The following is a 26,584-nucleotide window of genomic DNA, read 5'->3' as shown; positions in this document are numbered from 1 at the left end:
ACTATGTATCCAGTAATTACCATCTCAAGAGAATTTGGCAGCGGCGGTCATAGCATAGGCGAGGCTGTGGCAAAACAGTTGAACATCCCATTTTATGACGGAGAAATTGTTAATCGCGTAGCAGTTGAAAGCGGTTATGCAAAAGAACTTATAGAGACTCAGGGTGAGTACACTTCATCCACAGCAATGTGGTTTGATATCTCTGCGGCAGGAACAATGTACTTCCAGAGCCCACAGGACGAAATCTTTATTGCACAGAAAAAAGTCATCCTTGACTGCGCAAGCAAAGGACCATGTGTAATTGTTGGACGTTGTGCTGATTATATCCTTAGAAAAGAGGGAGTTCGTTGCATGAATGTTATGATTCACGCAGATATGGAGCATAGAAAGAAACGTGTTTTAGAGCGCTATGAAAATATCGAGAATGTCAGCATTGAAAAGAGACTTGCAAAGAAAGACAAACAGCGTAAAACATATTACAAGTACTACACTGATAAAAATTGGGGTGACTTCCGTGAATATGATGTAATCCTTGATAGCGGCACTCTTGGTGAAGGAATGTGTGTAAAGACAATCTGCGATTTAGCTGCAGCATTCCCAGAATAAATAGAAATAAAAAAGCAATCAAAAAAGCTAAATGTTACATAGACAAACCTTAGTGTTTCTCCGCTTAGCGTAGAATGCTTCGCTTGAGAAACCTAAGAGTTTGCCTATTACATTTAGCTTTTTTTATTGCATTCTGTGCAAACGGCCCTGGATAGGCATTAGTATTAATGCGAATAACACTCCATAAAACAACGATAACACCGCTACCGCCAAGTTTGGCCCAATTGTATCTGGTGACTCACTCCACACTATAGCAAGCACTGCTACAAATCCCATTATGCTGGAAAGTATTCCGCCAAGAATTGCCCCTCTTTGGGCGTATTTCATAGCAAATTCGCATTTTGCGGCTTCCAATGCAACATCGTCCTCTATCTCTGCTTTCTTTCCAAAAAGCAGCTTAAACGCTCCCAGAAAGCTTTTCATCTGCCCACCAGCTCCTAAAACAATAAGCTGTATCGCCAGTACAAAAACTGCTGATGGAATATCAAGGAAATATACTACTCTGCTTCCGCTGACTGTCACTATACCAATCAGCCCTAACATCAACAATACAAAGCCTAATGCCAAACCTAGCACTACTGATTTTTTGTCATTCTTATTCTCCTGAACATCTTTAACTAAACTAACCATTATTTCTTCCGCCTTTCCACTATATGCCTCAGCGTTCAGGCGCTCACCGGATAACAGCTCATTTACATTAATATCAAGTGCCTTGCACAGTTCTGGCATGATGCTGGTGTCAGGCAATCCTTTGCCAGTCTCCCATCTGGAAACCGCCTTATCACTGACTCCCACCTGATCTGCCAATTGTTTTTGTGTAAGTCCTTTTTCCTTTCTCATCTCAGAAATAAATGAACCTGTCTTTATTAAATCTAACATGTGACCTCCTGCCGCTTCCTTTGTTACACCTTTAGGCTATAAGAAAAGACGCCTAGAATAAACCTATGTATGCTAGAATCCGCCTAGAATCAAACTCCACGAAAACTAGAACTCCCTAGATTACTGACTCCCAGAACTCTACTGCCCTATCAAGCCAGCCTTCAGCCTTTGTGCGAATGCCAAGGCCAATGCCATGAGGTACACCAAAGTACTTCTCATAGATATGATTAACGCCATGTGCCTTGAGGGCGCTTTCAAAAACATCAGCATGACGACTTGCAGGAACAAGAACATCCCAAGAGCCTGAATACATGAAGGTTGGTGGGTAATCATCTTCAATATATTTTTGCACATCTAGAAGCACACGACCTCTTCTGATGTGACGTAATCCAAACATATGGAAGCTGCCTCTGTTGCTAAGCCAAATGCCCATCAAACCAATCCAAATGTTCCAGTAAGGATGATGTAACCAATCGTTTACGCAGGTCCAAGGATATCCTAATATGACAGCTCCTGGCTTTGGTAAACCAAAATCCATATATCCATATTTATGGCTAGAGAAGATTCCCGCTAAGTTTCCTCCAGCAGAAAAACCAATAAGCCCATATCCATCCATCTGAACATTATATTTATCAGCATTTTCTGAGATAAGGCGAAGAGCCACTCCTAAATCCTCCATTGGAGCAAAGGCTTCGCAATCTCTTCCAGCACGATATTCCAAAACAAATGCATTAATCCCCATTTTATTTAAGGCTGCCGCAACGGGATATCCCTCTTGCTTTGTACAAAGATGTGCGTATCCTCCACCGGGAAGAATCACCATAAAGCGCTTGCTCTTTGGATTGTCAGCTGGAAAATACATCAGTCTCACATCGCGCTTATGCTTATTCTTGGCCATTTCCTCCATTGAATACACCGGAATTTGCCTAAATCTACCGGATGCCTGCAGCTCTTTTACTCTGGCTCTACCGCCCTTCACATTATTTGATTTATGCTCAATATAGTACATCCTGGCTACAGAATATACCGTAAATACGAATGTAAGAATAAGATACGCGATAATCAGTGTTCTCACCGTCTCGCCAAATCCGTTTGCAAATAAATAAATATTTCGCATATATCCCTCCTATGCCTATATAATAGCATAATATATACCTATTCTCTGCCACAAAATAAATTGAATTATCTTTATTTACTTATGATATTAGCAATTTATTTACAGTTAAGTTTCATCTATGAATTTCTCAAATTCACTTATATATAAATCTACTAACATTTAAGTGAATTTCATTATTCAATAACTTTCACTTAAAACTGAGAAATCCACTTAAGTGAATTTGCTTTTCACCAAAAATAAACTTAACTTTTTGTTTCTAATTTTTTAGTTTGTTAAGTTTATTATTCATAAACATGAATAAACTTAACTAACACCTAAAATAGTTAAGTGAATATTCTAATCTTGAAAATAAACTTAAAATAACCTAAATATTTTTAACTTATTTTAAGTTTATTTCTTTTTTTCTCATATACACTTAACCACTCTTCCACTTTTTAAGTGAAATATACCATTATCACTTTTAAACTTAACTAAATAATCATTTTCTCAACCCCCAAGTATTTTGGGTAACTATCAAGCCATGATAATACTTAGATATAAAAAAGCCATGGTTAACTATCAAGCTCCAATAATACATACTATTAAAAAACAACCCGTAGGCATCAAGCTCTGATAATTCTTAAGCGAGGCGTGTTGCCGAGCGAAGAATTCATCAGGCTTGTAGCCGTAACGGGTTGTTTATCAACCTATAGTTTGTTTAATTATCTGTGCTTGAAAGCAACCTTAATACGCTGCTTTAATCCGTTAGGAAGAACATACTTAAGCTTGTCCTCAGATGGAGTCATCTTTGAACACTCTGGATGCTCTCTGTAAAGCTTGATAGCATCGAATTCGCACTTAGTTGTACATACACCACAACCAATACACTTATTCTCATCTACTACTGAAGCACCACACTTGAGACATCTAGCTGTCTCTTTCTTAATCTGCTCCTCTGTAAGCTCTACTGTCTTGTCGCGGAATGTAAGCTCTCCATCAACAGTTGTCTTTGAAACGCCTGGAATCTGACGTGCGCTATGATCATAATCACCAATCTTGATGTTTTCCTTATCAAGCTCGATGAAGTCACGACGGTTACGTCCGATTGTAAGTGAGCTGTGTGGCTGTACAAATCTGTGGATTGAGATAGCTCCCTCACGACCTGCTGCGATAGCATCGATAGCAAAACGTGGGCCTGTGTACATATCACCACCAACGAAGATATCTGGCTCATCTGTTTGGTATGTAAGAGCATCAGCCTTAGGGCCTCTCTCGATAACAACCTTAGAACCCTTGAAGAGATCTCCGTATACGCTACGCTGTCCTACTGAGAAGATAACGTGCTTACACTCTACAGTGATTGTGTCATTCTCATCATACTGTGGAGAGAATCTACCTGTCTCGTCCTTAACACGAGTACACTTCTTAAGAACGATTCCCTTAACAGCACCTGCCTCATCAACGAGAACCTCCTTTGGTCCCCATCCGCAGTTAAGCTCAACGCCCTCTGCTTCAACGATTTCGATTTCCTCTGGAGATGCAGGCATGATATCTCTGCTCTCAAGACAGAACATAGAAACCTTTTCGTTTCCAACACGTCTAGCAGAACGAGCAACGTCGATAGCAACGTTACCACCACCGATAACAACAAGGTCACCCTTGATATCGTATTTCTCGTTCTCTGAGCACTCGTGAAGGAAATCAACAGCTGTTGCTGTACCGATAGCATCATCACCTGGTACGCCTGGCTTGTTACCACCCTGGCAACCAATAGCTACGTAGAATGCCTTGTATCCCTGGCTACGTAACTCATCAAGTGAAATATCCTTACCAACTTCAACGCCACACTTAATCTCTACACCAAGCTCCTTGATGATTTCGATTTCAGCGTCGATAACATTGTTCTCAAGTACGAATGATGGAATACCGTAACGAAGCATACCACCTGGATACTTGCTCTTTTCAAAGATTGTAGGCTTGTAGCCCTTAAGTGCTAAGAAGTAAGCACAAGAAAGACCTGCAGGACCTGCACCAATAATAGCTACCTTCTCTGTGAACTCACCCTTCTGTGAAGGAACGATTTTCTTAGGGATGTAGCGTGTCTCTGACTTAAGATCCATCTCTGCTAAGAAACGCTTAACTTCATCGATTGCAATTGCCTCATCGATTGTTCCACGTGTACAAGCTGCCTCGCAACGTCTGTTACATACTCGACCGCATATTGCTGGAAGTGGATTGTCCTGCTTAATAAGAGCAAGAGCTTCTTTGTAACGTCCCTGAGCTGCCATACGAAGGTAACCCTGGATAGCGATATGTGCAGGACAAGCTGTCTTACATGGAGCTGTACCTGTGTCGTAGCAGTTGATTCTGTTTGTGTCACGATAGTTGTCGTTCCACTCGTCTGTTGACCACTTGCGCTCTGTTGGAAGAACCTGCTTTGGATACTCAACCTGTGAGCCATCAGCCTTGCAAAGCTTCTGACCAAGCTTAACAGCACCAGCTGGGCAGTTCTCAACACACTTACCACAAGCAACACAGTCCTCTGCTGTAACGTGAGCAACATATGCTGAACGTGACATGTTTGGAGTATTGAAAAGCTGTGATGTACGAAGTGCATAACATACATTTACATTACAGTTACAGATAGCGAAGATCTTGTTCTCGCCATCGATATTTGTGATCTGGTGAACGAAGCCGTTGTCCTCAGCCTGCTTGAAAATATCAAGCGCCTCTTCCTTAGTGATGTAAACACCACCCTTGTTTGTCTCAACAACGTAGTCTGCCATATCACCAACTGCGATACACCATCCTTCTGGATCATCAGCGCAGCCCTCGTCATATGTCTTTCTAGAAAGACGGCAAGAACATGGTGACTTAGCATACTTTCCTTCGTATTTATCGAGCCAGTAAGAAATCTTCTCAAGTCCGATTGCTTCCTGCTCCATTGAAATAGCGTCCTCTACAGGGATAACGTGCATACCAATACCAGCGCCTCCTGGTGGTACCATGTGTGTAAGTCCCTCAAGTGGAAGACGGCTCATTCTCTCAAAGAAACGTCCCATCTCAGGATGCTCAGCCAAGAAATCCTGATTCATATTTGAGAACTCTGCAGAACCTGGAACGAACATAGGAAGTACCCACTGCTTTTCGTGAGCTTCGTTCTCATAGTTCCACTCTAAAAGACCTGTCCAGCTAGCTTTCTCAAGTCTTTCCTCAAGTGTCTTTTCATCAAGGCCAGTGATTTCAAGAAGTTCCTTGAAAGTCTTTGGCTTTCTAATGCCACCCATAGAAAGTGCAAGCTCTGCAATTTCCTTTGTAGGTGCAAGATTTGCTACAGCCCAGTACTCTGGATCGTACTTTGTAATCTTCTGAAGACCAAGCTTAATCTTTGCTCTATCTGTGATTACCTTTCCAAGCTGAAGAATTTCTGGACGTAAATCTTCATCCTTTAAATCATTTACCCAATCAGGATAAAAATCGCCCAAATTGTCTGGTCCGATACCCATATTAATTTCCTCCTTTAATTGCCCTAAAAAAAATAATATTTATACTTCCCTCAAAAAGTCTCAATTCCAAGCATTATGCCTGCCACTGCTGAACCTGGCCCCTCAACCAGTCAACCCACTCGTCAAATCCTTCGCCAGTTTTTGCTGAAACAAAGATAACCTTTGCATTAGGATTAAGACTGTGGATTCGTTCCACAACAGCCTCCTTTGAGAATTCGCTAAACACTGGAAGTGTGTCGCATTTGTTGATAAGCACTACATCACACACTGAAAACATCAGTGGGTACTTAAGTGGTTTGTCGTCTCCCTCGGGAACAGAAAGAATCATGGCGTTCTTTGATGAACCGGTATCAAATTCCGCTGGACAAACTAAATTACCAACGTTTTCCAGGAAGACAAGATCTAAGTCTTCTGTTCCAAACTCATGCAAGCCCTGACGGGTCATATCTGCATCAAGATGGCACATTCCTCCTGTATGTATCTGAATTGCACGTGCTCCTGCCGCAGTAATTGTGGCAGCGTCCACATCAGAATCAATATCTGCCTCCATTACACCGATTTGCATTTCGTCCTTAAGACGTGCGATTGTTTGGCATAATGTGGTTGTTTTGCCAGAACCAGGAGCTGACATCAGATTAACAAGAAATGTCTTCTGTTCTTTTATCTCCTGTCTGAGCTTATCAGCATCTGCATCATTGTCTTCAAAAATGCTCTGCTTAACTTCGATGATTTTGTAATCTAGCATAAGCTCTCCTAACCAAATTCTGTTAGTAAACTCTAACTCATTTTTTCAGTTTCCTGTATATATAATATACTCTAATTGATAAAAAATTGTCAATAAGTTTTTTCGCCACAAACCGGTATAAATTCTAGGACAAAGCTACTTTATTACACAGGGTGTGTATTATCACTGTGAATTCTTTGTGAACACGGGCTTTGTACAAATTTTATTCACCATTTAAAATTATAATCTGATAATAGGATGATTTTCCTTTGAAAACTACTATTTCAGGTGATGAGATATGAAAAAAAGAGTATGTTCGATTTGTCTTTTAATTACATTAATATTTAGCATACATTCTACCACATTTACCAGCACTGCGCTCACTTCAAATGAGCCTTTATACCCATATTTACAACTTCTTAATTCGGACCAGCTCTCCGTATATAATCAGATTTACCAAAATATCATGAACTTCAATGACGAGCTTTTTTTGTTGGATACTCCTATATCTGAAAAAAGCCTGGAAGATACAATGAATTCTCTATTCAATGATCATCCCGAGCTTTTCTGGGTGTACACATCTTATCAATATGCCGTAGATTCATCTAATATCGTTCATAAAGTTCGACTGAAATTCTGCATTACAAAGGATGAATTGCCACAAGCTCAAGCAAATTTCAATGGTGTTTTGAATTCGCTGGTTTCTGGTGCAAAGCAATTCACCAGCCAGGTGGACCAGGAGAAATATTTGCATGACGCTATCTGTCAAATGAACACCTATGATCCTGACAATCATATGAATCAAAGCGCTTACTCCGCTCTTACAACAGGCACCTCCGTATGCGCCGGATACGCCAGAGCATTTCAGGCAGCCTGCCAGCGCCTTGGCATCACATGCTATTATGTAACTGGAATTTCTATGGGAAGCACCCACGCCTGGAACGTAGTTAAGATTGATGGAAAGTTTTACAACGTAGATTTGACTTGGGACGATTCAATATCTGAATGCATCGGAGTAACATCCTATGATTATTTCAATAAAAGCGATGCCGCATTTGCTTCAGACCACAGCCGCTCGAGCCTGTCCGGAAGAATCGTGGCTTGTAACTAAAAAGCCAGCCTGAAAAACCAGGCTGGCTTTTGTTATATCACACGCTCAGCAATAATTACTAAGCGATGTGTTGCTATGTATATTGGTGTGCAGGTATAGAGAGTAAGTGTTTCTTTTCCTTCGATAGGTTCTAGGATTTCTACATCTGTAGGGTCCACCACCTGAATGTCTGTAACCACATATGTGTATGTTTCTGTGGCTGAATCCAGATAAATCAAATCATCTATCTCAACCTCATCAAGACGATTAAAATATTTACCAAAGTTGTAGTTTCGATGGCCTGCTATTATGCAGTTGCCTTCCTCTCCTGCAAAAGCAGTTCCCGATTCGTGTCCAAGAGAATCTGATAACACATCTCTTTCAGTACCCTCTCTCACAGGATTTTCTGAATCGATAGATGGAATTCTGAGGATGTAAAGCATATCTCCTGTGACAGCTTCATTGCCATCTGTATCAAGAAATGCGTCGCCACTTTCAATATATTCCTTGAACTCCTGCACCGTCTTCTTTTTCGAATAGTATTGCTTTAGGTTTAATGCAATAGAACTGAGCAATAAGCCCAGTCCCAATGCGATTAACGTTAAACCTATTATCTTTTTAATAGATTGTTTATTTGTCATGTTCCTTTTTCTTTCCAAGTGTTAAATACAAACCAGCAAGAATAAGCGCCACTGCTGTGAGATATCCAAACAATGTACCTACAAAGCCACCAGTTTTTGCAAGGCTATCAGCATTAACATCCTGATTATTTTCATCAAGATCAGCACCCACTATAATATCCTTTTCTTTGAGAGCTAATTCCTGATTGTCTTTTTTTGCTGTGTAGCTTCCATTGTTGCTAGCAGTGTTTGCTATGCCTGATTGAAGCGTAAATCCAGTGTTTTCTGATGCTGATGATTCTGATGGTGCTGGAGTAGGTGCTACCGGACTCTTTACATCCATTTTTATTGTAATTGGAAGTGGGTTGCCCTCCTCATCATACTCTACAGGCACATCAACATAGTCACTGCCTCTAAGGGTTGGCTTTTCTATAAGCTTTGTCTTTATAGTTCCATCCTCGTCTTCATATACCTGAACCATAACAACTTTTGAAGTCATGTTTCCATCACTATCTGTTGATACAATTACATATTCTGTTTCTGGATTTAGCACAGGATCTCCTGTCGCTGTATCACTATCCCAAACCGGTGCGTCTGATAAACCACTAGGTATTCCATCTTCGTATGTGACAGTATATATTTTTGTCTTAATCTCATCTGATGGTTCACCATCTTTTGTTGGTGCAAAATCTGTCAATGTGACTGCACTTGAAGAATCAGGTGTTTCCGGAACAACCACCTTATTTTCATTAGCTATTATTTGAATATCACCTACGTTGGAAGAGTCTTTAAATGTGACTGTGTTGCCAAAAAGGCTTGAACTAACTGTAAACTTTATTGCTTTGCTCTCGTTAAGGAAGCCTAGTGGTGCATCTGTTCTTGTCAGCCAATAATCTCCCTCTGGCAATGTGAGTGTTTCAAATGAACCATCCGATACCCACTCTTTTACTACATTATCTGTAGTTTTATATGCCAGTGTAAATTTAGCTCCTGATAAGTATCTACCTTGGTCAGACACATCATTAATGCTTACTTCAACCGATTTAAGCTTATGATCATACATTGTTATCGATGACTCAGTATTTGTAGCACCAATAGTATTTTCTACAATAACTATTTTTCCATAATTGTCAGATGTTGTATCATCCTCTACTCTAAATTTCAAGCCATCAGTTGAATCACCCACATATCCAAATGGTACTTGTGACTCCTTGACTTCGTATTCCTGACCATAAACAGCCTCAAAAGGAGTTGTAAATGTTGATGAATTCCAAACTTCGATACCGCCATTAGTGATGGATATAATACCTGGTGTTGTGCCGATGGATGTTAAATCAACTGTATTGTCATCTTGATCAAATAATTCAACTGTAATTGTCTTTTTAGGTTTTGAATTTGTAACCTCAGTCTTTGAATCACTGGCATTATACAAACCTTTTACTCCAGTGACTTCTACGGTTCCATCCTTTAACTCGTCTGGGACAACATATATTCCAATCGACTTAGTTTCTTTTATTTGATAGTTATGATTTTCCTCAAGGCCACCAACGAAATATATATCTCCGTTTTCATCTGTTATACCTGAATCAATCTTCTCTTCGCCATCATACAAATCGAACTCAGCACCTTCTATTGGTTCATGTGTTTGCTCATCGGTAAGTTCAACAATACAGTAAACCATATTAGACATCTGAGCTCCTGCCCAAGAGTACTCTTTCAAATCCACCGAACCAGTTAGTTGCGAGGTATTCTGTCCAGCTTTTAATACAGCGCTATTATTAAAATCCTTCGCAGACTCATTTGTCATAGCTGCAGAATACTCCAATATGTAAGCATTGCTAGTTTTTGGAAGAACAACCTTTAGCGTAGTCTTTCTTCCATCTTTTCCAAATGTTATGTCATCGAGATTAGTAACATCGTTACTTTTTGTCATCGTTCCATCTGAAGAAACTGTTGCCTCGTACAGCTTAACAGAATCTTTATCTAAAGTGAGACTGGCACCTAATGTATCAAATACATAAACCTCATCCACTCCATCTTCATATAATGGCTTCTGTGCCTGATTGATTTTAATAGAATATGGAACTATATCGTTTGTGATCGTACCACTAGTCTTATTAAACTTTATATTATCAATCTGAGTCTCTACAGGTGTTCCGGATGACACTTCCTCTTTATATTCGTCAGAAATAATAGTGGCTGCGTTAGTAATAGTTGTTGTTTCATTACCTGAAAATACGCTATCGTCTACTACTTCTACATAAAACTCAACTTTGACCTCTTTTGTAAGTTGGTCAAAACTTAGCTTCAAATTGTTATCAGTCTCGGTATAACTAAAATTAGTAATACTATCTTCTCCAGAGATAATCTTTACCGAACCATCAACAAGCTTTACCTTTGAATTCAACGAATCATTAACATCTACATTATTTAATTCTGTATTATTGTTGTTAATTGTTAATTCATATCTAATTCTGTGGCTATTATAATCATAAGAATCTGCAGCCTTTGTTAATACTGTACTTTCATATTTGCCAGTCGCACTTGCCGTAACTTCTGCATTAGCCGTAGTTTTTTCAGCATCCTCAAATGAATTAACCGCTACTTTATTTGTGTAAGTCTTCGTCTTTTGATTTGATGCCCAAAATGCACTTTCACTATCCTCTAGCTTAGTAACAATAGTAAATGATTTTGAAGCTGTTAAATCTCCAAGCTTTACTGTTACAGTCTTTTTATCAGCAGATACAGACACATCGTCTGCACCTGTCACAGAACAACTATCGTCATATATATGACCTTCTGGAAGTGTATCTGTTACAACCACATTATAAAGTGTCTGTGCATTATCATTGACAGTAACTTCCCATGTCATAGTATGGTTCTTTGCATCATATGACTTAAATGTCTTCTTTAATGCCGCATTTGCACTAATACCTGCGCCAGTAAAGTTCTTTATAACGTCAGGTCCAACTACGTCTGTATCACCTGTTCCATCGCCATTTGAATCATAGGTATATGTAACCCAAGCTTTATTTGTTGGAATAGAATGATTTGCCTTAAGGTACTCTTTATAATTAGCAATTGTAGTCTTATAAGAAATCGTATAGGTAGCGTCACCCTTCATAGAATTCTTAAATGCTATCTCCTGACCAACGCCTGTGGAAGGAGCACTTACTGTATAATCCGTATTCTTTGTCATTCCATCAATGCTTAAATCTGATATTGTTACGTCTACCCCTGTATCAACAGTAATAACATCATGTAAAACAACATTCGATAATGTGTAACCATTATTCTTAATTGTAATTTCCCATGTTGCTACACCAGTATTATTCTCTTGTGCAACAATTTCTCCACCAGTTTTATTAATCCATTTTGTAACAGCTTTGCTTACTGATGACGATGCTGTTATTTTTTCATTAAGCTTATCATAATCAGCTGTATCCTTTGGTGTTGCTGTAACTACAATGGCATTCTCAACGTCTTTATTTACAGTCTTATCTTCATTCGCATCCTTTGTAAGGGCAAGGAAATCTACATGAGTCTTATATGTAAATGTATGAGTGGCATTAGCATTATTATCCTCACAGCTCCAAACCAAATTTGATTTGCCTGAAGATTCTAATGTTCCACCTGTAAATGAACCATCCACATATGTATGACCTGTTCCGATTGTATCTGTGAATGTATAACCACCATCATATTCAATCGGTTTAGCATTATTTTTTACTGTGACAGTCCATGTAATATTACCATCGCTATCTATATCTGAACCTGTTTTTGTAAACGTTGGCTTTTGAGCCATAAAATCAGCAATCTTTACATAATATGTTGTGTTACCAAATGCTAGTTCATATTCCTGCTGAGTTGAGCTTGCTTCATTTTTAAATTTGAATTCCAATACAAATCCTGCAGGATCAATTGTTACTTCCTGTGGTTCTGATGGATTGTATGTTATCTCAATATAAGCTGTACCATCGTCATTAAAATGTATTGTTCCTAATGTTTCAGTTCCAAATGGTACAGCAATAGTCTTCTTTGTAGGCACACATCCTGATGGTATAGATGGAAGCTGATATTGTTCTCCTGTTTTTATATATATACCAGTTTTAGTCTTAGGTTCAGCATTAAGCTTTATGCCCTTCTTAAAGGTGTACTGAACACTAATCTCTTGTGACTTATTTAGTTTTGTTGGATTTGTAGAATCTGTTGATAAATCAAGTCCTGTTATTTCAAATTTATCAACAAGTGCATATGGATCATCCGATTCAACAGACTCCTTGGCATCGTTCACAACAGTTACCATTGCATATGTAGAAAAATGCTCTGCCTCAAAGCTAACCTGGCCATCTCCAACACTTGTATCTACAGACTCGGCCGACTGCATGGAATCGGCTATATGGAATACTTCCATATCTTTGTTAGCATCAGCTTTTACCTCTGCTGTGTCAATATTGTTGAAAGTTACCTGGACATTTCCCTTTGATGTATCTGGCTGAACCTCATTTCCATTTACATCATAGATAGTGATGTCAAATGCCTTCACCTCTACTACTGACTTTGTATCAGCAAGGTTCTTTTCTACTGCATCCTCGATTTTTGAGATGTTGCTTTTTCCAGTGATGGCAACTGCTTCAAAGTGGCTGTCCTTTGGAAGAACCCCTGCTGCTGCAGACATGGAGATTCTAACTCCATCTATGTCCCTTGATTGAGAAAAAGCTACCTCTTCTGCCTCAGTCTCTTCAGAAACCACTTCCTCCGGAGTTGTTTCTTCTGGCACTGTAGAAACTGAAGTTTCTGGCTGTTCAACGTCTTCTGTTACAACTGGCTCCTCTGCTTCTTTCTCTTCCTCTTTGTTAATAGGAACTTCTTCTTTCTTTTGTTCCTCAGTTATTATTTCTGTTTCTGGTGTCTCGAGCTGCGTCTGCTCCTCCACCTGTTGGGTTTCTGCGACTCCCTCTGCCTGCGACACTAGATCTGAGCTGAAGGTGCTAAATATAATAGCAAAGCCCAGCACTGCCGCCATAATCCTTTTTTTCATTATCTATAGTTCCCTTCTTATGCCACAAAACTCTTGCCTCCCCACCTGGAAACTAAATTATTCCAAACCAGTTTATTATTATAAAATGTAATGTTTTAAAGTCAATACAATCATTGTTCTAAAATTGTATTTTCAGACACTTTGACAACAAAAATAGAGACTGGCCTAAACCAGTCTCTATCTGTTAATTGTAACTTATTTTGCAATCCAAGGTGATTGTAACTTCCGTTCCCAAATTCTTCTTGGACATAAGAGTGACATAACCGCCCATAAGCTCCACAAGCTTTTTGGTGATGGTAAGTCCCAGGCCGACACCTGTAAGGTTTGCTTCCAACGCATTTTCCTCTTTTGTGAAAGCATCAAAGGCAATGTCTTTAAACTCATCGCTCATGCCAATACCGTCATCTTTGATTGTGAATACCATCCTTGCCATACTCATGTTGCTACAAGGCTGCTCTTCCACTGTTACCTTTATAGTACCACCTGCACCTGTAAACTTAAGTGAATTATCAACAACCGCTGTTATTGCCTGAGTCAATCGTTCTCGATCAACCATAATATCTTTGGTCTTAATCTTCTTTGTCTTTACAGAATAATTAATACCTTTCGCATCAGCCCGTGGCTGAATATAACTTTCAATATCTTTTGCAAAGGCCGCCACATTAACCTTTCCTTTATTAAGAATCAGCTTGCCCTTATCAAGAATACTTGCATCGATAATTTTGTCTGCAGTAGTCTTGATACCTTCGCTGTCATCAGCAATCTTTTTCAAGCTATCACTTACTAGTTTTTCATCGTCCATCACCTGACTAGCTGTAGTTGAAATGTCATGAATTTCTGTAATAGGCTCCTTGATACTTCGAGCAATGTTTTCAATAAGAACTAATTGGTTTTTATTGGAATTGCGAAGGGCAAGTATCACCCTGTTCTTACGAATGGTTCTCACATGAAGGATTATCACTGAAACAACAACAATCAATACAATGACAATCAGCACGCCCATCAAATAATCATCCAGCCAGTCTATAAATGAATAGTTATATAAGTCTTTTGTATATTTGTATGCAATACTTTCAGAATAATCATCTGCAAGAATGTTAATGCCTCGATTTAAAAGGCGAAGCAAACCATCATTACCAATTTTTACACCAATACATCTAGCATCTTTCTCAGAAAGCTGTCTAACGGATAATCGGTTGTACTTGTAATTCTTAAGAATCTCACCTGCACGCAAACCATTGAGAGTAGTACAATCGACTTCATGCTTCATAACAGCTTCCAAACACTGTTCGATATTATCGTAATAAACTATCTCTGCCTCTGGATAATATGTCTTTATGTAATAGTACTGCATGCTATTACTGCTATTCACAGCAAATGTAGCAGCACTAGGATTAACCACAACATGATCGAATACCAACTCTGTACTGATAGAAACCACTGGCTCAGTTTGGTAAATACCATTTTGTTCGGAATGATATATGCCACCACCTACAGGAAACGCCACATCGATTTCTTCGTTATTGATGGCAGTAATCATATCTTCGTATGTATCATATCCCACATAGGACACGCTGATATTGTTCACATCAATAGCATTGAAAATGGCAGGCATCAGTTCTCTAATAACACCTGTTACATTTCCATACACATCTGTAGAACTGTATGGAAGATAATTGTTTAAATAGCCAACCGTCAACGAATCATTATTTTCCAGCCAGGCTCTTTCAACTGATGACAATGCCTGTGCCGATACGCTGGAGCCACGATACTTTGAACTAAGTGAGCTTGTATAATATGGCTCATCATTAAATAAATCAGTCTGCGCAGCATTCAATTCTTTTAGAAGGTCACCTCTGCTGTTGCTGACACAAATATAGTAATCAGTCATTCCGAAGGTCAAAAGAACCTCGTAACCACTTCTCTTATTTGTACCTTCACCTTCAACAGCAAGAACATCTACTACTCCTGCTTCAAAATCTTCTGTGAGCTCGTCAGTATATTCATAACGTACCACATCGGCATCTACATTATATTTATCAAGAAATTCATCTAATGCATCTGCCATGGCACTATCAAGCACACCAATAGAATGTCCCGCTAACGTCTCCACATCACTAGTTATTTCATGATTACTTTCGTATTTAACCAGATTGTAGGATTCGGTACCCATTGCCATATCCGGATAGCCAATCAAATCAGCTCTTTCTTCTTTATAAGCAAGACCGGCAAGCATATCGATATCGCCATCCAGTAACATATGATAGAGATCATTAAAACTGCCATACACATACTCGTAGCGCCATCCTGTGTACTCAGACAGCTTCATATAGTACTCGTAGGCATAGCCTGATTTTATAGCATCTTCGGAGGCTCCTTCCTGGAATATTTCATTCTCATAGTAGCCAATTTTAACTGTCTTAGGTTGAACATTTGAAGCAGACACAAAAAGAGGACCTTGCAGTAAAGATATAACAAGGCCCATAACTATCAGATATGTCAAATTCTTCAAATGGTTTCCTATAAAAGAAACTCTCCTCATAAATCACTCCCCTAAATTAATTATTGTTTCTTTTACTTTAACACATTTCGCCAGAAAGAGGATATTTATCTGTGATTTCTTTTATAATTGCGCGAGCTTTTTCTACTCCAGCTTCCTGCTCCTTGATAACAACTGCAATTGCCTCAGCAACCTTGTCGAAATCATCCTCCTTAAGTCCACGTGTTGTAGCAGCTGGTGTACCAAGACGAATACCAGATGTTACGAATGGTGACTTTGGATCATTTGGGATTGTGTTTTTGTTTGCAGTGATATGTGCATCATCAAGAAGCGTCTCAACAACCTTACCTGTAAGCTCAAATGGTGTAAGGTCGATAAGCATCAAGTGATTGTCTGTACCACCAGAAACAATTTTAATACCTCTATCCTGGAGGCCTTTGCAAAGTGCCTGAGCATTCTTTACAATCTGCTGGCCGTATTCCTTGAATGAAGGGTCCAATGCTTCCTTGAAGCATACAGCCTTACCTGCAATAACATGCATAAGTGGGCCACCCTGAATTCCTGGGAAAACAGCCTTGTTGAAATTGTACTTTTCATTGGCTTCGGCTGTTGCCATAATCATACCACCTCTAGGACCGCGAAGAGTCTTGTGTGTAGTGGTAGTAACTATATCTGCATATGGGATTGGGCTCTCATGAACACCTGCTGCTACAAGACCAGCAATGTGAGCCATGTCCACAAACAGAACTGCATCAACTTTGTCACAGATTTCTCTGAAGCGCTTGAAATCAATCTTACGACAATATGCAGATGCTCCTGCAATAATCATCTTTGGCTTGCACTCAAGTGCTATACGCTCTACTTCATCGTAATCGATGAAACCATCATCGTTTACTCCATAAGGAACAATGTTGAAATAGGTACCAGAGAAGTTGGCAGGTGAACCGTGTGTAAGGTGTCCGCCGTGATCCAAATTCATTCCCATAACTGTGTCCCCTGGCTTAAGCACTGCAAACTGCACTGCCATGTTGGCCTGTGCACCAGAATGAGGCTGAACGTTTACATATTCGCAACCGAATAACTCTTTTGCACGCTCACGGGCAAGCTCTTCGATTACATCTACTTCTGCGCAACCGCCGTAGTAGCGCTTTCCTGGATAGCCTTCAGCATACTTGTTTGTAAGTACTGAGCCCATTGCAGACATTACTGCTGGTGATACCCAGTTTTCTGAAGCGATAAGCTCGATGTGCTCTGACTGACGATTGAACTCCTTAACAATTGCCTCTGCAACTTCTGGATCTGTGTTTTTGATGTCCTGTAGTGTGTACATTATAATCCCTTTCTTTTATAAATATTTCTTTTCAAACTCGCCTCTAGATAGTGGTTTGTCAAAGAAGAATCCCTGAGCTAAATTAACGGAGAATTTTCCAATCATATCTACCTGCTTGTCCATTTCCACTCCCTCAACGCAAACATCTACGTCTAAGGAATCAGCAAGTTCGGAGATAGTCTTTACAAATGCTTCAGAGAAATGATCTGAATCCATTTCTGAGACGAATGCTTTATCGATTTTGATAGTATCGATAGGCATGCTCCTAATATGATTGAGAGAAGAATAGCCTGTGCCGAAATCATCCAGCGCAACTCTGCATCCCAATTCTCGGATGGCCTTTAATATCTTAACCATCCATTCCATATCATTTATAGCCAAAGACTCTGTTACTTCTAGAGTCAAGTTTCTAGGATTAATTGATGTAACTTCCAGTACATTTTTAAGTTTTTCAATGAAATCATTCTGTGTTAACTGAACAACCGACAGGTTAACATTAACCTTGTATTCAGGATGACCGAAATCATTCCAGTGCTTGCATGCCTTGGCAGCTTCCAAAAGAACATGCTCTCCTATGGCATTAATAAGCCTCATCTGCTCCGCCTGACTAATAAATTTGTCTGGCATAACCATGCCATATTCAGATGAATTCCATCTAACCAAGGCTTCGGAACCACAACACTGTGGCAAGCCATTGATAAATTCCATAATTGGCTGGAAATAAACCTCGAATTCCTTACAGTCATCTTCTACAGCTTTTCTCATGGCCTGATCCATTTTGACCTTTTCTGCCATAACTGCTTCAGATTTTGGACTGTAATACTCAAATCGGTTCTTGCCCTTATTTTTAGCGCCGTGAACTGCGATATTAAGTCTTGTTAGAATATCTGTGGAATCTTCCAAATCAGCAGGAGCTTTTACGCATCCCATACTCATTGTGCAATAGTAATCCTGGTCATTAAGTCGCCATGGATTATCGAAAAGATTCATGATTCTCTTGATAATTAAATCAAGATTTTCATAATTTTCATGGTCAATGAGAACCGCAAATTCATCCCCACCTACACGGTAGCATTTGCCGTGGATATAAGAAATATCATTAATGCTATGAGCAACATACTCAAGCAAGTCATCACCAATCTTGTAGCCAAGTCCTTCGTTGACGCTAGCAAAATCATCCAGGTCAATCATAAGTACCGCAAACTTGGTATCAAGCTTTTTAGCCACATGGAACTCTAAGGAAATATCCTTTTCGCAGGCCTGTCTATTGTAAAGACCTGTCAGGATATCCTCCTGAGCCTGTTTTTCAACCTTCTTTTGATAGATGCGAAGATCTGTGATGTCGTAGAAAGTAATCATTCTAACATCTCTTCCATCCACCCACTTGAGAGAGTCGATTGAAATGTCGAACCACTTTCCAGAACCATTTGCTGAATAACCATTTAGCTCAGGAAGTGTGTATCTCTCATCGAAAATAATTTCTTCGATTGCCAACCTATCAACTTCATTTTCAAACATGATTTTGAAGGTATCGTTTGTATAAAGGATTTGGTTGTGAGCCAAATCTGCAACAACAACTCCATAGCCAGCATTCTGTAATATTGCTTCAAGTGCATTATAAGAGCTTGCCAGGGAATTGGTAGTAATCTTTTTCACTAAAACGGTATGAATGATACGCTTGATGTCATTTGCAAAACGCAAATCATCCACACTCCACTTTCGCTCCTCTCCAATAGAGAAGAAGCACAAATACATTGCAGCCGAATCATTCACATTGATTGGTAGGAAGATAGCTGCTTTAATTCCATATTTAATGAAGAAAATCTCGAAGGCTTCAGGAAGCGAAGCATCCGATGAAATGGTGTATGGCTTTCCATTCATAAATGGCAGTTCCACCAAAGGAACCTCCTGGAAATTTGAAATCAAAGGCTTGCCACTTTCTGCACACCATTCAGAAATCATATCCACACCTATTCCGCTGGAATCAATCTGAAGCAAAGCTGTGTGAGTGCAGTCTAGGTATCTGCCTGATTCCTTAAGAATATCCTCAGCTATCTTTGAAAATGAATTCTCAGACTCCATCAATCGAAGGATGTCTGTCATGATTTCATTTTTCTTTAGCTTATATTTAATTTCATCCTCGACACCTTTTTCCTCCAATAATTTCTGGTGTAAAAGATGTGATTTGAATTTTTCTGCGAAATAATACTTTGTAAGAGTTTCAATAAGTGAAATTGATTTGTCGAAAGAATCCTTTGTCGTAAGACGAATCGAGGAATCCAATCTGACTTCGATAGGAAGCTGAGTTCTATCAACGCCAAAGCAAAGCCATGCCCCCATAAGCTCTCCTTCGGAGCCTCTGATAGCTACGCCCCTGTACATGAGATAATCATTTGTGCCATATCTTTCCACGATGTTTTCCGCGGAACCATCCACAAAAGAATCAACAATTTCTCTTCTGAGTTCAGGCGAGAAATTAGAGTCAACAAAATCCTCCTCAGGCTTTGAACCTGAGAAGGATGTAATTTGTCCTAAGTTTTTCCCAATACACATGATATACATATCATTAGATTTGCAGAATACGTCCTGTAATGACTGCATATCATCATTATTGATTTCCAATTCAAAATTTAATCTACTAGAGTTGTCCATCCATATTTGTCCTCGAGCCTACCCCACTGGATACCTGTAAGAGTATCGTAAAGCTTCTGTGTAAGCTCTCCGGTTTTACCTCCATTTATTACAACAACATCATCCTTAAAACGGAGCTCACCTACTGGAGAAATAACTGCTGCTGTTCCTGTACCAAAGACCTCCTCAAGCTTGCCTTCGTGGCCAGCCTTCATAAGATCATCAATTGCGAGGCGCTCCTCTCTAACATTATATCCCCAATCTCTTAATAAATGGATCATAGAATCTCTAGTAACACCTGGAAGTACAGTACCAACTGTTGGAGCTGTCCAAATCTCTCCATCAATCTTGAACATGATGTTCATTGTACCAACTTCCTCAACGTACTTACGCTCGTTACCATCCAGCCAAAGAACCTGAGAATAGCCAAGCTTCTCTGCCTTTACCTGACCTGCGATAGAACCCGCATAATTTCCACCACATTTTGTAAAGCCAGTACCGCCTGCAACTGCTCGTACTAGTTCATTTTCTACTAAAATCTTTACTGGGTCAAGTCCTGTTGCATAATATGCGCCAACTGGACAACAAAGAATCATAAATTTGTATGATTTTGCCATATGAACGCCAAGCGCAGCCTCTGTAGCAAACATAAATGGTCTGATGTAAAGTGATGTATCTTTCTGAGATGGAACCCAATCCTGCTCTGTCTTAACAAGAGCCTTAACAGCTGCAACAAAGTCCTCAACTGGGAATGCTGGCATGCAAAGTCTTTCATTAGAATTAATCATTCTCTTTGCATTCATTTCAGGTCTGAAAAGCTGGATTTTACCATCCTCACGACGATATGCCTTCATACCTTCAAATGTCTCCTGTGCATAATGGAGAGTCATGCATGCTGGATCCAATTCAATTGGTCCCTCTGGGACAATTCTAGCATCGTGCCAACCGATTTCCCTATCCCAATCGCAGACAAACATGTAGTCTGTCATATACTTTCCAAATCCAAGGTTGTTCCAGTCTGGTTTTTCTTTTAATTGTTCACGCTTTTCAAATCTGATTTCCATTTTCCGCCTCCATGAAATCTATGCTCTGATCTTATTAAATATTAATAGAAATTTTACCCCTTTCATCTAGTACGAGTCAACACTTTAACGCACTAAATTATTAAATTTTTTCGATTGTTTTTTGTCACTTTTTGAACATTCTTTGAACTTTCTGAGTTTTAGGCAATTCCACGTAAAATGAATGCTATAATCAGTTTAAATACTACACATAGGGATGATTTTATGAATATATATACTCAAGTATGCGGCCTGATTATTGTATCCATGCTCCTGTTCTTTTATAAACGTCAACCGACTATGGGGCTTGTTTCAGAGCGCCGTTTTATCGAAACCTTATATGCTATCTTGGCTTGCGTCATCCTAGATATTGCTTCTTGTTATTTCATAGTTTATGGATATCGATACAATCCAATGATTACAACAATAGTAGGCAAATTCTATCTACAGTCCCTACAAATCGTTTCCTTTTTTGCCTTTAAGTACACCGTTTCAGACATTGTGGAAACAAAAGGAAGTCAGGCTGAGATACTTTTAGATAGAATCATCAAGTTTTGCTTTGTTGGCGGAGTTCTATTAACTCTGTATTTGCCTCTCAATTTTTATTACGACGGAATCAAGCTATATTCATATGGTCCAGCTGCCATACTGACATATATTTTGGCAACCATTTACATTTTGAGCGTTGCTTTATCTGCTTTCCTATTACGACATCACATCAAACGCCAAAAGATTCATGCCCTTCTTATATGGATGGTTATTTGGAGCTTGGCTGCAATCATTCAGTTTGTAAGACCACAATATTTGATTGTCAGCTTTGCCGCATGTATTGGCGCATTAATAATGTATTTTGAATTGGAAAATCCGCAGGGAGCTATCTCCAGAAAAACCGGTCACTTCAGTTCCGCTGTAATACATGACTATTTTGATTTCCTATATCAGAATAAAAAGACTTTTTCGTTAATGATGATTTCCTTCAAAACTGTTGGAGACGCAGTTAATGAAAATAAATTGCTTAGACAAACAATAGAAAAGCTTTCTGAGTTTCTATTTAGCATTGATACAGCCAAAGTTTTCGATACCGCCGAAGGCTATTTCCTTTTGGTATTCGACAGCACCGATTTTATGGAAAGCACAAAGTTTAAGATTGCCACCTATTTTCAATCCATAGAGGACAATCCAGACATTGCTGATGCCATTACTCTACTAAATCCTTTCTACACTATCATTCCAAACTGCAATGTAGCTGAGGATGCAGATGAGCTTCAAATGCTGCTAACAAACTTCATTCCTAGTAGCCACAACATGACTAACAAAAATGAAGTTGTGGTTAACTCAGAAACTATGGCAGAGCTTAGGAAGCATAAGCTTGTTGAAAAAATGGTTGTTTCTGCCATGGAAGAAGACAGAATTGAAATGCATTATCAACCTATATACAACATTTCAACTGGCTTATTCACAGGTGCTGAAGCACTTGTTCGAATTAGATTAAAGGATGGTACTTTAGTTTACCCAAATGATTTCATCCCTGTTATGGAAGAAACCGGACGAATCATTCCACTATCGGACAGCATTTACAGAAAAGTCCTTTCCTTTATGAAATCATACCGAGTTGAAAAACTGGGAATTGAAAAAATAGAGATTAATCTTTCTGTTAAGCAAGGTGAAAGTCCTGTATTTGTATCAAGATTTACAGAGTTGTTGGAGCACTACGCAGTTTCACCATTGCTTATAAATATGGAAATCACAGAAACCAGTTCCTTAATCAGTAAGGAAAATATCCTTAACAATATGAAAAAGCTAGAGGAAAAAGGTATTTCCTTCTCACTAGATGATTTTGGTTCTGGCACATCCAATCTGAATTATATAATTGATATGCCTGTAAGCATTGTAAAACTGGATAAGCATTTGACTGATGAATATTTTAAGAATAACAAAGCCCGGGCTATCGTAAAAACTGTTATAGATATGGCTCATTCAATGGATATTAAGATAATTGCCGAAGGAATTGAGACCAAAGAAGCACTTGAAACTATGAAAACTCTGGGGGTTGATTACATTCAGGGATACTATTTCACAAAGCCATTACCTGAGCATGAGTTTTTAAAGTTTCTTCAAAGCAATAACCTTAACTAACCATCAAATAATAATAGAGAGAAGGAGAATCATATGCATACTTTTCAACCTTATCCAATTAATATGTTGGAATGGAATCCAATCCAAAAGCTTGCGGATGACGGTATTGCAATCGTTGCTGAGGCAGACGGAAAAGTCAATGCCACCTCATCCCACAACGGAGGTGTAGGCCATATTTGGGGTAAACATGTAGTCTACGCTTTTCTTCGCAACACACGATACACAAAAGAATTACTGGATAAATCTGAGTATTTTTCAGCATGTTTCTTCGACATGAGCGACAAAAACAACGTGCAGCTGATGAAGGTACTTGATCAGCTTAGTGGCCGCAACGAGGATAAGCTTCGCCTCTGCCACGTAAGTATCGAACACGCTATGAAAGCACCTTACATCGATGATGCGAATTTCATTATCCTCTGCCGTAAGATTGCTGCCGTTCCAATGACAGAGAACACCGTTTTGGACGATGCTATCCTGAATAAACAGTACACCGAGCGTCACTTAGACGATTTCCACACCATGTACATCGGCGAAATATTAGATATTCGCGCAAGATAAAATAAGGCTGACCATAACTGGTCAGCCTTTTCTTTAGTTGAAACTACTTCAAATTATATTCTATTGTTATATTTCCCATGTCTGTGCCTACTGTGGCCATAGCTCCAGATATAATTGGCATTGCAGGTGCAATATGTCCTACGTCCGCATCCATTACTATAGGCACATTGTACTTTCCAAGAATTCCAGTGACTGCATTATACTGATCAAGTCCCATCATTTTCTCCTGCCATGCCGCTAGCGGACGACCAATTATAAAGCCTTTGGCATTCTCAAACCATCCTGCTCTATCCAGATTCCACAGTGCTCTGCGTATAGACATGACATTTAAATCGCAGGCCTCTAAAAACCAAATCACACCTTCATCGCTGTATCGCTTATTGAACTCAGCCACCTTATCGTATTTTGTGCCAACAAGATTTGCAAGACAGTCCAGGCATCCTCCTGTGATTCTGCCTGTAAACTGTGGCAATCGATTTACCGCTGCATCTCCACTATAAAGCTTTAATTCTTTTTTCTCTGTAAGATTATATGAAACTAAAGGATGTTCCTCGTCCTTCAAGGACTCCAGTTCAAACATGTCGTATCCAGACACTTTATCAAGCTCACCAGTGAATACTTTGATTGAATCAAGCAAAGCCTGGTGAAGATACTCTGCTCCAAAAGCACCTATGCTTGGCCCATAGATAGAAGCCACATCGCAGATAGTATTAAGAAGAAAAGTGAAGTTGGTATTGTCTGAGTATCCCATGTACCACTTTGGAGCAGCATTTTCAACTGCATCGAAATCAACATAATCCAAAGTCTCACACATCAACTCTCCACCGCCACAGCTAATAAGCATGTCGTTGTTATTTGAGCAGTAATACTCTGTCAGCTCTCGTCCACAGTTCTCAGGTGATGAGCTGATTCCTATTCCATCATCCTTTCGGCAGTTAGGCCCTTCAACTATGGAGTAGCCCATGCCTTTAAATCTTTCTATAGCTGCATCCATACAGCTTTTATATGGTTCAAATGTACATCCAAAGGATGGTGCAACAAGCCCGATTGTGCCATTCTTTTTTAGAAACTCAGGATATCTCATTTCATTCTCTCCAATCTGATATTACTGCAAAAATAAATATGAGGGAGCAAAACTTCCCTCATATTTATTCTACATAATACTATTTACTTTGCAAAGACTTCTAGCGGTATTAAACACACCGCCAACGTAAATGCGATAACACATCCTGTTATCATGCGTAAAGCTAAATTAAACATACTCCCCATCCCCATAAAATATTAAATCTTGTTTTTCTTTAATATATTATGGCATATTTCCCTGGGAAAAAATTGTTTTTCACAATCATTTCATTTTTCTAGATTTCCTCGCTACCCTTCAGCTCCTTGATGCGACCAAGTATCTGCTTTTCATTGAATGTGAAGAAGATACAAGCTCCAATGAAGCAAGTAACAAATGCGATGGCTGCTGTCATACGGTAGCTTCCCGTTGTCTGGGAAACTGTTACCGATGTGAATACAACCATGGCAATAGCCTGTCCCATCTTGAATGCAAATGTACGAGCTGCAAAGAACATACCGCTTCTGTCCTCTCCAGTTTCAAGACGTGTAAGCTCAGCAACATCGGCAACACATGCCTGTGGAAGAATTCCAAGGATTGCCATTGGGATAGATGCTGCAACAGCAATAATGAAGCCCCACTGTAATCCCTTGCCACAGAATGTTGTTACAAGGAATACACATGCGTATGCAAAGAATCCAATGATAATAAGCTGCTTCTTTCCAATTTTCTTAGCTAAGATGTTTACTGCTGGATAGAGGCAAACGCTGATGAATGTCATTGTTGCAGTAAGAACAAATGTCCATGTATCTTCGATTTCCATAAGCTGTGTCTCGTAGAATGCAAGGCCTGTCTGGAATAATGTAAGTGCAAAGAAATAAATAACATCACTGTATACGAAATGTCTAAACTGTACATTAGAGAATGTCTTAACAAGTGATGAAAATGGCTTTGTCTCACTTGGTTTGCTTTCGGTGTAATCACGCTCGTTAATGTAAAATGCTGGAATGAGCATTGCAATACACGCTATAGCTGCCATGATTGCAACTGACATTCTGATGGAACCAGCCTGTCCAAAGCTTCCCTCCAAAGCTCCCGCAACGTTTGGAAGTAAGAACGAAATAGACTGACCTACAATAAATGTAAATGAAATGTATGTTGATACGTTTATACGATGCTGCTGTGTATCACCTAGCTCTGCAATAAGAGCGTTGTAAGGTGTGCAGAACATTGTCATAAAAAGATAGAATACCATCAAAAGAGCAAACAGTACTACGTCATTTACAACTACGTTACTTGTTTGTGGAAGCACAAAAAGACCAATAGTACATAGAGCAAATGGGACTGCCATGGCTCTCATAAATGGAATACGTCTGCCGCCCTTATAGTCAGCTCCATCTGACCAGCCAGCAATAAGTGGATCTGTGATGGCGTCAAAAATACGACCGCAGGCAAGCACAAGACCAAACAATGTTAATTTGAAAAGAATTGGGTTTTGAGTGATTCCAGATGCAAAAAGACCTGTGTTAGGATTCTGCTCACTTGGTGTGCCTGTGTAGTAGTAAACCATCCAGTTAGATACCACACCTGATAAAAGGCTCCAACCAAACTGCCCCAAGGCAAAAATCCATAAGAGTTTGTTAGTAATAGGTTTGAGTTGTTTCATTATTCAATTATCCCCCTTTATATTTATACCCAAGTAAGATTATATACCCTTTTTTCAGCAAATTAAAGGGTTAGCCGCTG

16 protein-coding genes are annotated in these 26,584 nt (G+C 39.4%); 4 read left to right on the top strand and 12 right to left on the bottom strand.

Annotated features, from left to right (window positions below; all coding sequences use genetic code 11):
- Positions 1-3: 3 nt before the first annotated feature.
- Positions 4-606: a cytidylate kinase-like family protein gene (locus BMY66_RS05870; RefSeq protein ID WP_044937393.1), complete on the top strand. Its 603-nt coding sequence runs from the start codon at positions 4-6 to the stop codon at positions 604-606.
- A gap of 123 nt (positions 607-729) precedes the next feature.
- Here the strand turns inward: BMY66_RS05870 and BMY66_RS05865 are convergent, their stop codons facing one another.
- From BMY66_RS05865 to hypB, 4 genes are all read right to left on the bottom strand, one after another.
- Complete coding sequence (locus BMY66_RS05865) at positions 730-1,485, bottom strand: helix-turn-helix domain-containing protein (RefSeq protein WP_090394497.1); 756 nt, start codon at positions 1,483-1,485, stop codon at positions 730-732.
- 115 nt (positions 1,486-1,600) lie between these two features.
- Entirely contained in the window at positions 1,601-2,602 is a 1,002-nt protein-coding gene (locus BMY66_RS05860; RefSeq protein ID WP_090394496.1) for an alpha/beta hydrolase, read from the bottom strand.
- Between the two features lie 701 nt (positions 2,603-3,303).
- Entirely contained in the window at positions 3,304-6,087 is a 2,784-nt protein-coding gene (locus BMY66_RS05855) for an FAD-dependent oxidoreductase (RefSeq protein WP_177175592.1), read from the bottom strand.
- A gap of 73 nt (positions 6,088-6,160) precedes the next feature.
- Entirely contained in the window at positions 6,161-6,832 is a 672-nt protein-coding gene (hypB, locus tag BMY66_RS05850; RefSeq protein WP_074788759.1) for a hydrogenase nickel incorporation protein HypB, read from the bottom strand.
- A 277-nt stretch (positions 6,833-7,109) separates the two neighbouring features.
- Between hypB and BMY66_RS05845 the strand changes: the two genes are divergently transcribed.
- On the top strand, positions 7,110-7,922 hold the full coding sequence (locus tag BMY66_RS05845; protein WP_090394495.1) for a transglutaminase domain-containing protein: 813 nt from the start codon (positions 7,110-7,112) through the stop codon (positions 7,920-7,922).
- Positions 7,923-7,954: 32 nt separating this feature from the next.
- Here the strand turns inward: BMY66_RS05845 and BMY66_RS05840 are convergent, their stop codons facing one another.
- From BMY66_RS05840 to BMY66_RS05815, 6 genes are all read right to left on the bottom strand, one after another.
- Positions 7,955-8,542, bottom strand: a complete 588-nt coding sequence (locus BMY66_RS05840; protein WP_090394494.1) for a class D sortase — start codon at positions 8,540-8,542, stop codon at positions 7,955-7,957.
- Positions 8,532-13,562, bottom strand: coding sequence for a collagen binding domain-containing protein (locus BMY66_RS05835; RefSeq protein ID WP_090394493.1), 5,031 nt, complete (start codon positions 13,560-13,562; stop codon positions 8,532-8,534). The genes BMY66_RS05840 and BMY66_RS05835 overlap by 11 nt, the downstream gene beginning before the upstream one ends.
- Positions 13,563-13,746: 184 nt before the next feature.
- The gene (locus BMY66_RS05830) at positions 13,747-16,104 is read right to left on the bottom strand and encodes a transporter substrate-binding domain-containing protein (RefSeq protein WP_090394492.1); all 2,358 of its coding nucleotides are present in this window, start codon (positions 16,102-16,104) and stop codon (positions 13,747-13,749) included.
- Between the two features lie 37 nt (positions 16,105-16,141).
- Positions 16,142-17,392, bottom strand: a complete 1,251-nt coding sequence (gene glyA, locus BMY66_RS05825; RefSeq protein WP_090394491.1) for a serine hydroxymethyltransferase — start codon at positions 17,390-17,392, stop codon at positions 16,142-16,144.
- A gap of 15 nt (positions 17,393-17,407) precedes the next feature.
- Positions 17,408-20,044 carry a sensor domain-containing phosphodiesterase gene (locus tag BMY66_RS05820; RefSeq protein WP_090394490.1) on the bottom strand — a complete coding sequence of 879 codons (2,637 nt, stop codon included), beginning with the start codon at positions 20,042-20,044 and terminating at the stop codon, positions 17,408-17,410.
- Positions 20,023-21,087 carry a branched-chain amino acid aminotransferase gene (locus BMY66_RS05815; RefSeq protein WP_044937557.1) on the bottom strand — a complete coding sequence of 355 codons (1,065 nt, stop codon included), beginning with the start codon at positions 21,085-21,087 and terminating at the stop codon, positions 20,023-20,025. The genes BMY66_RS05820 and BMY66_RS05815 overlap by 22 nt, the downstream gene beginning before the upstream one ends.
- Before the next feature lie 222 nt (positions 21,088-21,309).
- On the opposite strand from BMY66_RS05815, the gene BMY66_RS05810 reads away from it, so the two are divergent.
- Both BMY66_RS05810 and BMY66_RS05805 read left to right on the top strand, forming a co-directional pair.
- Positions 21,310-23,220: an EAL domain-containing protein gene (locus BMY66_RS05810; protein ID WP_177175591.1), complete on the top strand. Its 1,911-nt coding sequence runs from the start codon at positions 21,310-21,312 to the stop codon at positions 23,218-23,220.
- Positions 23,221-23,253: 33 nt separating this feature from the next.
- Entirely contained in the window at positions 23,254-23,778 is a 525-nt protein-coding gene (locus BMY66_RS05805; protein WP_044937367.1) for a flavin reductase, read from the top strand.
- A gap of 43 nt (positions 23,779-23,821) precedes the next feature.
- Here the strand turns inward: BMY66_RS05805 and BMY66_RS05800 are convergent, their stop codons facing one another.
- Together BMY66_RS05800 and BMY66_RS05795 are read right to left on the bottom strand one after the other, a co-directional pair.
- Positions 23,822-24,862 carry a S66 family peptidase gene (locus tag BMY66_RS05800; RefSeq protein WP_090394488.1) on the bottom strand — a complete coding sequence of 347 codons (1,041 nt, stop codon included), beginning with the start codon at positions 24,860-24,862 and terminating at the stop codon, positions 23,822-23,824.
- Between the two features lie 274 nt (positions 24,863-25,136).
- Positions 25,137-26,504 (bottom strand): MFS transporter, encoded by a 1,368-nt coding sequence (locus tag BMY66_RS05795; protein ID WP_090394487.1) that lies wholly within the window; start codon positions 26,502-26,504, stop codon positions 25,137-25,139.
- Positions 26,505-26,584 lie beyond the last annotated feature (80 nt).

This window comes from Pseudobutyrivibrio sp. C4, assembly GCF_900111635.1.
Classification (GTDB): Bacteria; Bacillota; Clostridia; order Lachnospirales; family Lachnospiraceae; genus Pseudobutyrivibrio; species Pseudobutyrivibrio ruminis.
This window is presented reverse-complemented; position numbering and strand designations above follow the sequence as displayed.

Coding starts and splice junctions, on each gene's coding strand:
- BMY66_RS05835 (WP_090394493.1), bottom strand. CDS start 13,562: ATGAAAAAAAGGATTATGGCGGCAGTGCTGGGCTTTGCTATTATATTT.
- BMY66_RS05855 (WP_177175592.1), bottom strand. CDS start 6,087: ATGGGTATCGGACCAGACAATTTGGGCGATTTTTATCCTGATTGGGTA.
- hypB (WP_074788759.1), bottom strand. CDS start 6,832: ATGCTAGATTACAAAATCATCGAAGTTAAGCAGAGCATTTTTGAAGAC.
- BMY66_RS05815 (WP_044937557.1), bottom strand. CDS start 21,087: ATGGAAATCAGATTTGAAAAGCGTGAACAATTAAAAGAAAAACCAGAC.
- BMY66_RS05795 (WP_090394487.1), bottom strand. CDS start 26,504: ATGAAACAACTCAAACCTATTACTAACAAACTCTTATGGATTTTTGCC.
- BMY66_RS05845 (WP_090394495.1), top strand. CDS start 7,110: ATGAAAAAAAGAGTATGTTCGATTTGTCTTTTAATTACATTAATATTT.
- BMY66_RS05820 (WP_090394490.1), bottom strand. CDS start 20,044: ATGGACAACTCTAGTAGATTAAATTTTGAATTGGAAATCAATAATGAT.
- BMY66_RS05860 (WP_090394496.1), bottom strand. CDS start 2,602: ATGCGAAATATTTATTTATTTGCAAACGGATTTGGCGAGACGGTGAGA.
- BMY66_RS05865 (WP_090394497.1), bottom strand. CDS start 1,485: ATGTTAGATTTAATAAAGACAGGTTCATTTATTTCTGAGATGAGAAAG.
- BMY66_RS05805 (WP_044937367.1), top strand. CDS start 23,254: ATGCATACTTTTCAACCTTATCCAATTAATATGTTGGAATGGAATCCA.
- BMY66_RS05830 (WP_090394492.1), bottom strand. CDS start 16,104: ATGAGGAGAGTTTCTTTTATAGGAAACCATTTGAAGAATTTGACATAT.
- BMY66_RS05810 (WP_177175591.1), top strand. CDS start 21,310: ATGAATATATATACTCAAGTATGCGGCCTGATTATTGTATCCATGCTC.
- BMY66_RS05800 (WP_090394488.1), bottom strand. CDS start 24,862: ATGAGATATCCTGAGTTTCTAAAAAAGAATGGCACAATCGGGCTTGTT.
- BMY66_RS05840 (WP_090394494.1), bottom strand. CDS start 8,542: ATGACAAATAAACAATCTATTAAAAAGATAATAGGTTTAACGTTAATC.
- glyA (WP_090394491.1), bottom strand. CDS start 17,392: ATGTACACACTACAGGACATCAAAAACACAGATCCAGAAGTTGCAGAG.
- BMY66_RS05870 (WP_044937393.1), top strand. CDS start 4: ATGTATCCAGTAATTACCATCTCAAGAGAATTTGGCAGCGGCGGTCAT.